The 13059-nt window shown below is 72.2% G+C and carries 12 protein-coding genes; 5 read left to right on the top strand and 7 right to left on the bottom strand.

Annotated elements, in window-relative coordinates; translation table 11 throughout:
• Nucleotides 1-12 precede the first annotated feature (12 nt).
• Complete coding sequence (locus BMY40_RS10385) at nt 13-1368, top strand: COG1470 family protein (RefSeq protein ID WP_245769990.1); 1356 nt, start codon at nt 13-15, stop codon at nt 1366-1368.
• A gap of 200 nt (nt 1369-1568) precedes the next feature.
• Here the strand turns inward: BMY40_RS10385 and BMY40_RS10380 are convergent, their stop codons facing one another.
• The gene (locus BMY40_RS10380; protein ID WP_093657943.1) at nt 1569-2216 is read right to left on the bottom strand and encodes a dihydrofolate reductase family protein; all 648 of its coding nucleotides are present in this window, start codon (nt 2214-2216) and stop codon (nt 1569-1571) included.
• Between the two features lie 453 nt (nt 2217-2669).
• Nucleotides 2670-3269: a DinB family protein gene (locus BMY40_RS10375; protein ID WP_093657941.1), complete on the bottom strand. Its 600-nt coding sequence runs from the start codon at nt 3267-3269 to the stop codon at nt 2670-2672.
• Nucleotides 3270-3617: 348 nt separating this feature from the next.
• On the opposite strand from BMY40_RS10375, the gene BMY40_RS10370 reads away from it, so the two are divergent.
• Both BMY40_RS10370 and BMY40_RS10365 read left to right on the top strand, forming a co-directional pair.
• Entirely contained in the window at nt 3618-4286 is a 669-nt protein-coding gene (locus BMY40_RS10370; RefSeq protein WP_093657939.1) for a GntR family transcriptional regulator, read from the top strand.
• Nucleotides 4287-4370: 84 nt separating this feature from the next.
• Entirely contained in the window at nt 4371-5378 is a 1008-nt protein-coding gene (locus BMY40_RS10365; RefSeq protein ID WP_093657937.1) for a 1-aminocyclopropane-1-carboxylate deaminase, read from the top strand.
• Between the two features lie 146 nt (nt 5379-5524).
• Here the strand turns inward: BMY40_RS10365 and BMY40_RS10360 are convergent, their stop codons facing one another.
• The 5 genes from BMY40_RS10360 to BMY40_RS10340 form a co-directional block, all read right to left on the bottom strand.
• Nucleotides 5525-6010, bottom strand: a complete 486-nt coding sequence (locus BMY40_RS10360; RefSeq protein WP_425443096.1) for a hypothetical protein — start codon at nt 6008-6010, stop codon at nt 5525-5527.
• A 190-nt stretch (nt 6011-6200) separates the two neighbouring features.
• Nucleotides 6201-6818 carry a dirigent protein gene (locus BMY40_RS10355; protein ID WP_093657933.1) on the bottom strand — a complete coding sequence of 206 codons (618 nt, stop codon included), beginning with the start codon at nt 6816-6818 and terminating at the stop codon, nt 6201-6203.
• Nucleotides 6819-7481: 663 nt separating this feature from the next.
• Nucleotides 7482-8249 carry a class I SAM-dependent methyltransferase gene (locus BMY40_RS10350; RefSeq protein ID WP_093657931.1) on the bottom strand — a complete coding sequence of 256 codons (768 nt, stop codon included), beginning with the start codon at nt 8247-8249 and terminating at the stop codon, nt 7482-7484.
• Nucleotides 8250-8573: 324 nt separating this feature from the next.
• A complete protein-coding gene (locus BMY40_RS10345; protein ID WP_093657929.1) occupies nt 8574-10067 on the bottom strand; it encodes a SulP family inorganic anion transporter in 1494 nt (497 codons plus the stop codon).
• The gene (locus BMY40_RS10340) at nt 10064-10642 is read right to left on the bottom strand and encodes a carbonic anhydrase (protein WP_093657927.1); all 579 of its coding nucleotides are present in this window, start codon (nt 10640-10642) and stop codon (nt 10064-10066) included. Before BMY40_RS10340 ends, BMY40_RS10345 begins: the two co-directional genes overlap by 4 nt.
• Before the next feature lie 848 nt (nt 10643-11490).
• Here BMY40_RS10340 and BMY40_RS10335 point away from each other — a divergent pair.
• The gene (locus tag BMY40_RS10335) at nt 11491-12108 is read left to right on the top strand and encodes a dihydrofolate reductase family protein (RefSeq protein WP_093657926.1); all 618 of its coding nucleotides are present in this window, start codon (nt 11491-11493) and stop codon (nt 12106-12108) included.
• Nucleotides 12109-12112: 4 nt separating this feature from the next.
• Entirely contained in the window at nt 12113-12955 is an 843-nt protein-coding gene (locus BMY40_RS10330; protein WP_093657924.1) for an alpha/beta fold hydrolase, read from the top strand.
• The last annotated feature ends 104 nt before the right edge of the window (nt 12956-13059 follow it).

Raw genomic sequence — 13059 nt, 5'->3', positions numbered from 1 at the left:
TACCGTGGCGGCGTGACGCCTTCCGAAGCCTCTTCCGGCCCCGGCGCGCCCGGCCTCGACATCCCGGCGGTGACGGTGGCACCGGGCGACACCGCCACTACCAGTGTGACGGTCCGCAACGACAGCGACATCGTCGAGGCGTACAGCCTGGAGGTCGTCGGGGACTGCGCTTCCTGGTCCACCGCCGACCCCCCGCGGGTCTCCCTCTATCCCGGCACCTCGCAGACGGTGACGATCCGTCTGGAGCCGCCCCGCTCCCCGGATGTCCGGGCCGGTGAGACACCCCTTGGAGTGCGCGTCCTGCCGGCCGAGCACCCCGAGGCGGTGCGGGTCCTCGAAACCACCGTGCACGTCGAGGAGTTCCGGGAACTGCACACGGAGCTGGCTCCGAGCCGCCGACGCGGCTGGCTGCGGGGCCGTTACCGGCTGGCGGTGCGCAACCGGGGCAACACCCCCGTGCGGGTGGGGTTCACCCCCGGCCAGCCGGGCGAGGAACTGGGGTTCGCCTTCAGCCCGGCGGAGCCGGAGCTTCAGCCCGGCGAGTCGGTGGAGGCCGGGCTGCGGGTCCGTACGGGCAAGCCGGTGTGGTTCGGCGCCCCGGTGGTGTGGCCGTTCACCGTGGACACCGCCGAAGCCGGCGACCGGGAGACGGCGCGGGAGGACGCGACCGCCGTCCGAACGCCGCTGGAGGCGGAGTTCGTCCAGATCCCGGTCTTCCCCAGGTGGCTTCTCGTGGTGCTCGCGGCCCTGCTGGCGCTGTTGCTCGCCTGGTTCGCGCTGGTCCGTCCGGTGGTGCGCAGCGCCGCCCAGGAGGCGGCCGAGGAAGCGGCCGGAGAGGTGGTCCAGCCGCGTCCCACGCACGTCGGGGAGCAGGGCGGGCAGGCTCCGGGCACCGGCGGCGGCACCGGCGGTGGTTCGGACGCCCGCCCCGGCGGCCGGGACGCGCAGGCTCCGCCCGGGCCGGGCGGCGACGGGCCGGCGGCCGGCGAGGGCACCTCGGGCGGCGCCGGCCGGCAGAGTTCGGCGACCATCGATCTGCAGACGTCCGCGGGGGAGACCAGGACCGGTACCTACCGGGTGCCGGCGAACAGCGTCTTCGGGGTCACGGACATCGTTGTCGCCAACTTCCAGGGGGACGAGGGGGTGCTGACGATCATGTTCGGCGACCGCAAGATCACCACGATCGCGCTGGAGACCTTCCGCAACCAGGACTACCACTGGGTGACCCCAATCGAGATTCCCGAGAACGAAACCGTGACCGTGGAAGTGACCTGCGAGAAGCCGGGCACACCGGCCACAGGCCGCCGGGCGCGGGGATGCCATGAGGTTCTGAACGTGAGCGGTGTGCTCAGCCGTACCACGCGGTGAACACACTTCACGAGACTATCGACCGGTGGCGGCCCAGCTGAACATCCGGATCTTGCCCTGTCTGGAAAACGATGAGGCAGGACCGAAAACCGGCTACGCCCGGGCGGACACGTTCCACCGCGGCGCCGGCGCTTCGCCCGGCGGCCGGGCCGGGTGCCGGGGACCGCACTCGCGGATGTGCGGGACCTCGGCCGGCCGGTTCAGACGCCCGCCCGGGTGAACGTCATGTGCGTGACGCCGCTGGAGGAGGAGACGGTCTCGATCTCGTAGTCCTTCTCCAGTCCTTCGAGCCCGTCCCACAGGCGTACGCCGCGGCCGAGCAGGACCGGAACCACCACCGTGTGCATGTGGTCGACGAGGCCGGCGGCAAGGAACTCGCGGAGCATCGTGGGGCCCCCGCCGATGCGTACGTCCTGGCCTCCCGCGGCCTCACGGGCCGTCTCGAGTGCCTCCGCCGGCGAAGCCTCGATGAAGTGGAACGTGGTGCCGCCCTCCATCTCGGCCGGCGGACGCCGGTGGTGGGTGAGGACGAAGACCGGTGTGTGGAAGGGCGGGTTGGGGCCCCACGGGCCCATCCACCGCGGGTCCTCCTGCCAGCCGGGCGGCCCGAACTTCCCGGCGCCCATGATCTCGGCGCCGATCCCGTCGGTGAACAGCCGGGCGAAGGCGTCGTCGACGCCGCCGGTCCCACCCGTCCGGCCGAGCATCGCGCGACCCCACCGCGTGGCGAACATCCACGTGTGCAGCCTTTCGCCGGCGTGGCCGAACGGTGCCTCGGGGGTCTGTCCTTCGCCGGTGGCGAAGCCGTCGAGCGAGACGGTGAAGTTCTGGACACGGGCGAGTGACATGACCTGTACTCCCTGCTGGTCGTCCGGGTGAGGGATGGTCGCCGGAGTGCCTGCCGTTCCGGCGCCGCGCTGTACGGACACTCACGGCCGGGCGGACTCATCTCGCCCATCGTCGCGCGGGCCGCGCGGCCGCCGCCGGATTGACCGGGCATGTCGCCTGCCGGTACAGCGTGTTCACTGCGTCGTCGACGGGGCGGGGCCGCGGATTCCCCGACGGGTCCGGCTCGCTCCACCTCGCCAGGCTGACTGCCGGGGACAGCCGGTGCTTGCCGTCGGTCCGGGTCGGCGAGATCGTCCCAGCGCCCCCGGACCGTACCGGCTTGTTGCCCGGCCGGGCCGTCCGTGGACTTCCCGCGGACGTCCGGGGGCTTGCGCCCGCTGCCGAAGACGGCCGAGCCGATCGACGACGGCGGAGTCCGGAAGGCCCGGGGTGGTCCGCGCTCCGCACCGGGATCAGTCGGTGTCCAGGCGGTCGGCCTCTCGGGCCGCACGCTCCAGTCGGCTCCGATACTCCTCCCACCACGCGGAGTCGCCCGGCGCCATGCTGCCGTTGCCCTTGTTCATCCCCACGGCGCCGTCCAGGAGTTCCCGGACGATGTCGGCGTGTCCTGCATGCCGGTGCGTGTCGGCGATCACGCGGACCACGGCATGGTGCAACGTCACTTCGTCCTTGCCGTCGGGCCACCACGGCACCTTGCCGGTCGTGTCCAGGGCGAGTGCGTCGATCGTCGCGTCCGCGTGCGCCCATGCCCGGCGGTAGAGGGCGACGATGCGGTCGCGTGACTCGTCGGCAGCGGCCCACATGTCCGCGTTGGGCTCGGCACCGTCCCCGAGCCAGGGCAGCGGTTCACCGGAGGGCCGTCCGAAGGTGTCGCCGAGGTAGCCCAGCTCCACACCGGCTGCGTGTTCCACCAGGCCGAGGAGGTTGGTGCCGGTCGGCGTCAGCGGACGGCGGATGTCGTACTCCGAGAGGCCTTCCAGTTTCCACAGCAGGGCGTCGCGGGCGGACTGCAGACAGAACGCGAGGTCGGCCTTGGGATCCGGTGCGGTCATGCGGGCATTCTGCCGCTCACGTGCTCTTTCGGCACCGTCCACCGCGAACACCGTGCGCAGTGTTTCCACCCGCCTCGAAGACGGCCGGGACACGGAAGCCCGGTAGCCCTCCGCGCCCGAGGTGAAGGGGACCGGCCCGGTGCAGGCAGGCCTCGGCCCCGAGGGCGGACCGTGCGGGCAGTCCTGCGGCAAGGCGGCCCCGCCCGTACGACAGGACGCCGAAGAGGGGTGGCAGTCGGCGGCTCGGACGGCAGAGGGCGCGCCCCCGGGGGCTTCTCCGCTTCTCGCGCTGATCGGGTCGTCTCCCGGAGGTTGACGGAAGACGACATTCAGTATGCAATATATCGCATGCCAGTTCCGCAGAGCCGAGGACTCGTCTCCCGGCCCCTTCTGAGAGAGCGCGCCTACCGGGCGATCCGCGACGCCATCGTCGACGGCACCCTCGCACCCGGAGAGCGCCTCCACGACGCCGACCTGGTGGAGTGGCTGGGCGTCAGCCGCACTCCCGTCCGGGAGGCCCTGGCCCGGCTCGAACAGGCCGGACTGGTGCGGACCAAACCCGGCAGCCACACCCTCGTCAGCCCGCTGGACGCCCGCGCCGTCCGCGACGCCCAGTCGGTGGTGGCCGCCATGCACGAAGTGGCCGTCCGCGAGGCGGTGCCGAACCTGGCCACAGCCGAACTGGACGCCATGCGCGAGGCGAACGCCCGCTTCGCCGAAGCACTGCGCCGGGGCGATGTCGAAGGCGCGCTCGCCGCCGACGACGACTTCCACGCCGTCACCGTCACCGCCTGCGCCAACCAGGCGGTGCGAAGCGTCCTGGAGCAGTACACGCCTGTGCTGCGCCGTGTGGAACGGCTGCGCTTCTCCTCGCTGAGCGGACGGGGCTCGGTGGCGCAGCACGAACGGATCACCGAGCTGTGCGCGGCGGGGGATGCCGAGGGCGCGGCCGCCGCGGCACGCGCCAACTGGCACACGCTCGTCCCCCTGCTGGACACCCTGCCCTCCGAGGAGTAGCGGCAGGGCGGCGGACCGGGCCGGCCTCGGCCCGCGACGACGGCAGCCCGGCCGCACCGGGCCGATCACGACAAGGAGCCCACCGTGTCCCTCGACGACTTCGAGCGGTACCCGCTGCTGTTCGGCCCCAGCCCGGTCCACCCGCTGGACCGGCTCAGCGGCCTCCTGGGCGGAGCCCGCATATGGGCCAAACGCGAGGACTGCAACAGCGGACTCGCCTACGGAGGCAACAAGACCCGCAAGCTTGAGTACCTGGTGCCCGACGCCCTGAGGCAGGGCGCGGACACCCTGGTGACCATCGGCGGCGTGCAGTCCAACCACACACGGCAGGTCGCCGCCGTGGCCGCCCGGCTGGGACTCAGGGCCCGCCTGGTGCAGGAGCACTGGGTGGACTGGCCGGACCCGGTCAACGACAAGGTGGGCAACATCCTGCTGTCCCGTGTGATGGGCGCCGACGTCGAACTCGTCGACGCGGGCTTCGACATCGGCTTCCGGGACAGCTGGCACCGGGCCATGGAGGACGTACGGGCCGCGGGCGGCACACCGTACGCCATCCCCGCCGGGGCCTCCGATCACCCGCTGGGCGGCCTGGGCTTCGCCAACTGGGCCTACGAGGTGCAGGCGCAGGAGCGAGAACTCGGCGTCTTCTTCGACACGGTGGTGGTGTGCAGCGTCACCGGCAGCACCCAGGCGGGGATGATCGCCGGATTCGCCGGCCAGGACCGCCCGCGCCGGGTACTGGGCGTCGACGCCTCAGCCGAACCGGCCAGGACGCGGGCGCAGGTGGAGCGCATCGCCCGCGGCACCGCCGAACTCATCGGACTGGGGCGGGACCTGAAGGACGAGGAGATCACCCTCCTGGAGGGGTGGGCGGGCGAGAAGTACGGCGTTCCCGTCCAGTCGACCCTGGACGCCATCCGCCTGGCCGGCCGCACCGAGGGGATGATCCTCGACCCGGTCTACGAGGGCAAGTCGATGGCCGCACTCATCGACCTGGTGCGTGACGGCGACATCCCCAGGGACTCCGACGTCCTGTACGTCCACCTCGGCGGCCAGCCGGCGCTCAACGCCTACAGCGGCCTGTTCCACTGACGAACCGGCCCTCCCGTGCCGTGGTGTCCCCACCTCCCACCGGAGGTGGGGACACCACGGCGGCGGACCACGGTTTGCGGTCCATGCCGCGGTGGAGGGTGCCGGGGGTGCCGGGGGCAGTGGTGCCGGCGTCCGGGGCCGTGCTGTCAGGCGGGGACGATCCGCCCGTTCTCGATCCGGAAGTTCTCGGTCGGAGAGCAGCCGATCGATGGCGTGACCAGCAGGCTGACGGCAACCGGTGCGGACTCCGTGCCGGCGGTGGAGAACCGGCACACCGCGTGGCGGCCGGTCAGGGGGAACCAGAACCAGGCGTCCGCCTCGCCGACCAGAGCACGGTCCGATTCCCTCCACGCACCACCCTCGAAGGTGAAGACCTGGAGGCGCACGGACGCCGCGAACGGATCGGCCTGCGACCTCACGGCGGTGAGTGTGAACTTCAGGTCCCTGCCCAGGACCGACGCGGCGATCTGTCGCCGTTCTGCCGCCTGGGGCCCGGTCTGCGGTTCCTTCCCCTGGCCGGCCGCCGGGCGGGTCTGCGAGTCGGCCGGCAGCGGGTTCGGCGGGCCACCGGCGGTTGCGCCGATCGTGACGGTGGCGGCCGTGGCGGTGGCCAGGACGACACCCCGGCTCATGCGTGTGCGGAGTTTCCTGATCACGACATCTCCATGTGTGGTGATTGCCGCAGTGCGCGGAGGCACTTCGCGTTGTCTCCGGTTCCCCGGGCCTCACGGCCGACCGGCTGCTGTGCCGGCACCGGCCCGGAGCGCCGGCCCTTCGCCCGGCCCGGTGCGGCGCGGGCGTCGTCGACACCGCCGGGCTCGGCTACTTGCCGGTGAGGGACGGAGGCTTGGGCGCCGACACCTCGGGCAGGCTGTGGCCGCCTCCGGCCCGATGAGGCCGCACGTCGGAGATTTCGAACGTCAGTCGCCAGGTCGCCGGAGTCAGCACCCGCTGTGTCACCTGGCCGCGCGCCTTGCGGAACTCCCCGGTGCCTCCGGTGATCGCGTTGGTGACCGGGCCCGGCGCCGGAATTCCGGTCTGCTCGCCCTGAACGGTGATCTGTCCTTCCGGCAGCACCGCGGTCGACGAGCACTGTCCCGCGTTGCGTTCGAGGTCGGTGATGACGCAGAATCCGCCGAAGCGCCCGACCGGGCGTTCTTCCGGTCCCTCGGTCGACACCAGGTTTCCGCTGAAGACGAACTGGTCGCCGACGCTGCGGCCTGTCGTGCCCAGATCCAGTTCCTCGCCGACCTGCAGCCGGGCCTCCACGCGGATGGTGCGGCTTTTCGCCGGGGAGGCGTCGGCAGGGCGGGTTGCCGCGTTCACGGTCGCCTTCTGCGGGTCTGCGCCGGCCGACGCGGGTCCGACGAGAGTGAGGCCGGCGGAGCCGCCGAGAACCGCAGCGGCGAGGAATGCCAAGGGCCTGGCACTGAATCCCATGGTCGCCTCCGTTTTCGAGGGAACGAGCGGAATCGGGAATTTCCGTAATTTTCCGATGTCGATGTCGACGGCGACGCCGATCCGGCGCCGGACGGCGACGCATCGGCCGGCTCCGGAGAAGTGCGCACGAGTCGATATGGGGCCGTGGGTGAGAACGCGTGAAAGAGCCCGCGGCGTTACGGGGAGAGTTCGCCGTGTCGGCTCTGCTCGTGTGAGGGGTTCCGCCCGAATCGACCTGCGGCGGATCTCCTGTGAAGGCTTCTCCGTGCCTCCTGAACGGTCCGAGCGGTGATCGGTCGGGGGTGGTTCGGCGATTCGCTGTCGCTGCCGCGGTCCATGCCGGAGTCGGATATTCCGGTCCGGTGGCGGAGGAGCCACCGGACTTCTCGTCGAGTCAGGGGGCACCTCTTCAGCGGTAACGCTAACGGCAGTGGCGGCGGCTCGCTCAGCAGAGGTTCGGGTTCGGGGCCGTTGGGATGCATTCGCCGAGGGCGGGAGACGACAGGGCATCGGCGTGGCCTGCCCCGCCCTTCTGGCCGGGGCGGGCCTGGAGGGCGGTCCACGGGAGCCCGGCTCAGCCGCACGGGAACCCACGAGCTTTTGCGCCGCTGAAGTGCCGGGACCCTACCGTTTCGCGGCGGCGGATCTGTGATGGGTGAAGCCCTACCGCTCCTCGCGTCGGCGCGCGAGGTGGACGGTGATGTCGGCGACGATCTCGACCGTCTCGGGCAGTGCCCGCGCGATCCGGTCGAACACCTGCTCGCGCTTCGCGTCCGGCAGCACGAGATACGCCGAGATGGTCGAGAGTTGGCCGACGTAGTCGGAGGCACTCACCGTCAGACGCCGTTCGACGACCGACTGCCGGACATCGGTGAACCACGGGGACCGCCGGAGTTCCGTGCCCGGCCACTGCATGTCACATCCCGATGGCGTCCCGTCGGGGGAGGGGACCTCGTCGCTCTCCAGGAACGGTGCCCGTGCCGTGCGAACGGCCTCTTCCACAGCCGGGTCGGCCGGTCGGGTCGGTCCGCCGAACGAGGCGAACACTCCGCCCGGTTCCAGCAGCGCGGCCATGCGTGACCACCGGCCCCGCGGATTCGTCCAGTGCAGCGACGCCGCCGCGTAGACCAGCCCGTACCTCTGGCCCGGTCGCAGGTCCTCGAACGCGGCCCGCACCGTCCTGACGTCCGGCGGTACGTGCTTGCGCAGTTCGGCCAGCATGGCCCCGTCCGGCTCGGTCGCGGTCACCGTGATCCCCTGTCGAGCGAACAGGCGGGTCGCCTTGCCCGTCCCCGCGCCGATCTCGAGGGCGGTCCGGACGGGCCGGCCCGCGTACGCCGTCACCGTGTCGACGAGTTCCACGGGATACCCCGGGCGGAACCGCTCGTATGCTTCCGCGACCTCTCCGAAGCTCAGTGCGCGATCGGACATGCCGAGCATCCTCGCAGACCCGCGCTGCCGGCATCCGGCCTTTCCGTGCCGTTCCGGCTGCCGGGCACGTCGGCGCCGCGGCACGGCCGGCCCACGCCCCGTGGAACCGTGGCTCCCTTCGGGGCGGGGCCCGCCCCCGTGAGAGGAGGAGCGGGCCCCTTTCACCCGGCTGGCAGGCTGCCGCCGGCCCCAACGCCGCCGCAACGCCGCCGCGGAGGCGCAGCCGACCGTTTCACGGCCTTCGCCGGCGCTGCCCGCGCTCCCGTCTGCCGCCGCCGGCTCGCCGGAACGAGGCGACCTGCCGTCCGGTCCGGTCCCCGGTGGTCAGGCCGCCAGGAGGCGCACCGGATCGACACCGGCCGTGGTGTGCCGCTCGGCCCAGTTCTCCAGCGCCGAGCGGCAGGCATGGTCCAGATGGTGCAGTCCGGACAGGTCCAGCTCGATCGGGCGGTCCTGGGGCAGGGCCTCCAGAGTGTCGAGGATCTTCGGCAGCCGCAGGAAGGTCGCGTTGCCCGACAGGTGCGCCTGGATGGGACCGGCGCCCTTGTCGACGACCTCCAGCTTGACGTGCGAGGCGTCCCAGGCTGTCTTGACGACCGACAGCACCAGACCGATCAGCACGCCCTCGAACATGTTCACGGCGACGATCGAGACGGCCGTGACCACGAGGATCAGAGCCTCGCCCCGGTTCCCCCGCCACAGGGCGGCGACCCGGCGGAACGGGATCAGTTTCCAGCCCGCGTGCACCAGGATGCCGGCGAGGGCGGGGATCGGGATCAGCGCCAGTGCCGAGGGCAGCAGTGCCGCGAAGACCAGCAGCCACACGCCGTGGAGCACCCGTGAGGCCTTGGTCCTCGCACCCGCCCGGACGTTGGCCGAACTGCGCACGATCACCGCGGTCATCGGCAGTGCGCCGAGCACGCCGCACACGGTGTTGCCGGCGCCCTGGGCGATCAGTTCCTTGTCGTACCTGGTCTGCGGGCCGTCGTGCAGCCGGTCCACGGCCGCCGCGCTGAACAGGCTCTCCGCCGAGGCGATCAGGGCGAAGGCGAGGATGGTGCCGATGAACGCCGGGTTGGCAAGCTCGGCGAAGGCGCCCGTCCCGGGCGGCTGGATCACGCCGAGCAGGCCCTGGACCTCCACCGTGGCGACCGGCAGGGAGAAGACCGCCGAGACGGCGGTGGCCAGCAGAACCGCCGCGAGCGCGCCGGGCACGGCCCGCGCCTTCCCGGGCATCCGCTGCCACAGCACGACGACGGCGACGGTGCCCGCGCCGACCGCGAGCGAGGTGAGCGTCGTGGCGCTGCCGAGGGCGTCGGCCAGCGCCTCCGGCATGCCCAGGATCTTGCCGATGCCGCTCTCCGGGGCGGTGGTGCCCGCGGCCGCGTACAGCTGGCCGGCGATGATGACCAGGCCGATGCCGGCGAGCATGCCCTCGACCACGGACAGGGAGATCGCCCGGAACCAGCGGCCGAGGTTGAGTGCGCCCATGCCCAGTTGGAGCAGTCCGGTCGCCAGCACGATCACGCCGAGCGCGGGCAGCCCGAACTGGCCGACGGCTCCGAGGACCAGCACGGTCAGACCCGCGGCGGGGCCGGACACCTGAAGACTGCTGCCCGGCATGAGACCGGTGACGATGCCGCCGACGATCCCGGTGACCAGGCCGAGTTCGGCCGGGACGCCTGATGCGACCGCCACGCCGACGCACAGCGGGAGTGCCACCAGGAAGACCACCAGGGAGGCGGCGAAGTCCTGCTTCAGGTGCGGGAACCGGGTTGTGGCGCGCGTCCCGCCTGCCGCGCCCGTACCCGCCCTCACAGCGCCTCGAAGGTGTCGGTCTGCGGACGGTGGGCCAGGACCGTGCCGGTGTGCACTTCGTAGTACCAGGCGTGCAGGTTCAGTTCGCCGCTGCCGAGCCTCGCGGCCACGCACGGGTAGGACCGCAGGCGCAGCAGCTGGGTCAGGACGTGGTTCTGCACACCTTCGGAGACGGTCGGGTCCTGGGGCTCTCCCTTGGGGCAGGGAGTGGCGTGGTGGAGCCAGTCGCGCACGGCCGGCACGGCGTCCAGGTCGTCGCCGCGGACCAGAGCGCCCACCGCGCCGCAGTGCGAGTGACCGCAGACGACGACGTCCTTCACGCCGAGCACCTCCACGGCGTACTCGATGGTGGCCGCCTCGCCGGTGGGACGCTCGAACGTGTGGGGCGGCACGATGTTGCCCGCGGTGCGCAGCTCGAAGAGCTCGCCGGGGTGGGCGCCCGTGATCAGGGCCGGTACGACCCGGGAGTCGGCGCAGGTGATGAAGAGCACCTGCGGTGTCTGGCCTTCGGCGTGTGCGGCGAATTCCTTCGGACGCCGTCCGAACATGCGGGCGTGGTCGATGAAGGGTTGCATGTGGTGAGTCCTCCTGGCGCGTCATGGGGGCGCGTCGGGCACGCACGGTAGGGGTGCGGGATTGCCTCTCGCCTGTGTCAGCGGCGGAAGGCCTGAAGGGCCGCCGGTTGTCCGGAGAGGCGGGAGCGTGAGGCATCGGACACGGCCGGCTCGTGGCCGGCCACCGGGCTCCGGGTGGGGAGCGCGTGTTCGAGTGCCGGGGGTGCGGGGGCGGAGACGCGGTGCCGGCCGCGGGGGTGGGGCGGCTCGGCCGGCGCTCCGGAACTGTCGCGGAAACGAGGAGTCGCGTTCTCGTTGCGTGAGGCCTTTCCGCTCACCGCGATCTCCGGCTGCGAGGCCTTGGCCTCGGCATGACCGACAGTATGTGCGGACGCGAACGGCTCGAAGAGGGAAGGAGGGGGTAAAGGGAGAACAGGGCGGCGGTGGTGAACGCGACCGCACCCCATGGCTCCACACCTCGCAACATGCGCTCCTCTCCAAGCAGTGCGCACTTCCCGACCAGGCCAAGTGTTGGTCAAAGACCAGTCAAGAAAAACCTTATCCCGGTAAAGCGGCTTGCATGAGCAAGTCGACACTTCCGGCCCAAGAGAGCCCGAAAACCGAGGGTCCGATGACGTGAATCCGCCCTACCGCCCGCCGTGCCCGCCCGCGGGACGCCCCCGGGTCCGGCCGGTCACACGGCGGGCGCCGGGCCGTGGTCGCCCGCGCCGTCTCCCACGCGGGCGCACGAACCACCGGGCCGGGCCCCGCCCGTGGCCGCATGCGGGAGGCCGCGGTGGTCCCGGAACATCCGCACACGGTTCGCGCATGAGCGATGAGTTCGGGCAGCGGACCGGGTCTGCCCAGGCATGACCCGAATCATCGCCGACATCTCGATCTCTCTCGACGGCTTCGTCACCGGGCCCGACCCCGGCCCGGACAACGGCCTGGGCACCGGCGGCGAGGCCCTGCACACCTGGGCGTTCTCCGAGGACCCGGACGACCGCCGGATCCTGCGCGAGGCCACTGCCCGCTCGGGCGCCGTCGTCCTCGGCCGCCGTCTCTTCGACGTCGTCGACGGGCCGAACGGCTGGGACGACACCTCCGGTTACGGCGCCGGCGAGGTCGGCAAGCCCTCGTTCGTCGTCGTGACGAGCTCACCGCCGAAGTCGGTGCGGCTCACCGGCCTGGACTGGACGTTCGTCACCAGCGGCCTGCCCGACGCCGTCACCGCCGCGCGCGAGCGCGCCGAGGCGGCGTCCTCGGACAGCGGCAAGGACCTCGACGTCGTCCTCATGGGCGGCGGCGCCACGATCGGCTCGGCGTTCGCCGCCGGGCTGGTCGACGCGCTGACGCTGCACCTCGCGCCCGTCGTGCTGGGGGCCGGGACGCCGCTGTTCACCGGCGGAGCGCCACGCACGCTGGTGCAGCGCGGCGTGACCGTGACATCGACCGTGACACACCTGACCTACGACGTCCTCCGGTGATCCGATGACCACCGTCGACGTCCACGGAATCAGCCTGGGCATCGAGTCGTTCGGCGACGACGACGCCCCACTCGTCCTGCTCGCGGGCGGGACCACGATGCTCTCCTGGCCCGACGCGCTCTGCGAGCGCCTCGCCGCCGGCGGACGCCGTGCGGTGCGCTACGACCTGCGCGACAGCGGGGAGTCGACGACGGCGGACCCGCAGGCGCCCTCCTATACCCTGCGTGACCTCGCCGCCGACGCGGCGGCCCTCGCCGGCGTGCTCGGCGGCGGGCCCGCGCACCTGGCGGGGATCGGCGTCGGCGGAATGGTCGCCCAGGTGGCCGCGCTCGACCATCCGGGCGCGTTCTCGGCGCTCACCCTGGCCGGCACCCGCGCCGTCGCGCCCGGCCCGGTCGACGACGACCTCCCCGACCACGACCGGGCAACGATGGGCAGGCTGTTCGCCCGTCCGATGCCCGACTGGGCCGACCGCGAGGCGGTGGCGGAGTTCGCCGCCGGCAGCGCGGAGATCCTCGGCGACGACCCCGCCGCCGCGCGTGCGACCGCCGCGCGCGTCTGGGACCGCACGCCCGGCACCGCACCCTCGGTCCAGATGGCCAACCAGATGGGCATGGTGTTCTCCAGGCTCGACTGCGGACCACGCTGGCGCGAGCGCCTGCCCGGGATCAGGGTTCCCACGCTCGTCGTCCACGGCCGCCACGACCGGTTCTTCCCCGTCGGAAACGGCGAGGCGATCGCACGAGAGGTTCCCGGGGCGCGGCTGCTGGTCCTCAAGACGGCCGCCACCGCGATCCCCGAGGCGGCGGCCGGCGAGGTCGCCGAGGCGATGCTCGCGCTCGGGTAGGGGGCGGCGCGTGCCGCGCAGACGGTGGTGGTGGTCACCGCGGGCGACCTGCTTCCCGCGGTCGCGCACCTCGGCCGCTCCCGAGCCCACCAGGCTCCCCAGAC

The organism is Streptomyces radiopugnans (assembly GCF_900110735.1).
In the GTDB taxonomy this organism is placed as follows: Bacteria; Actinomycetota; Actinomycetes; order Streptomycetales; family Streptomycetaceae; genus Streptomyces; species Streptomyces radiopugnans.
The sequence above is the reverse complement of the archived record's forward strand: the minus strand, read 5'-3'. Positions and strand labels throughout refer to the sequence as shown.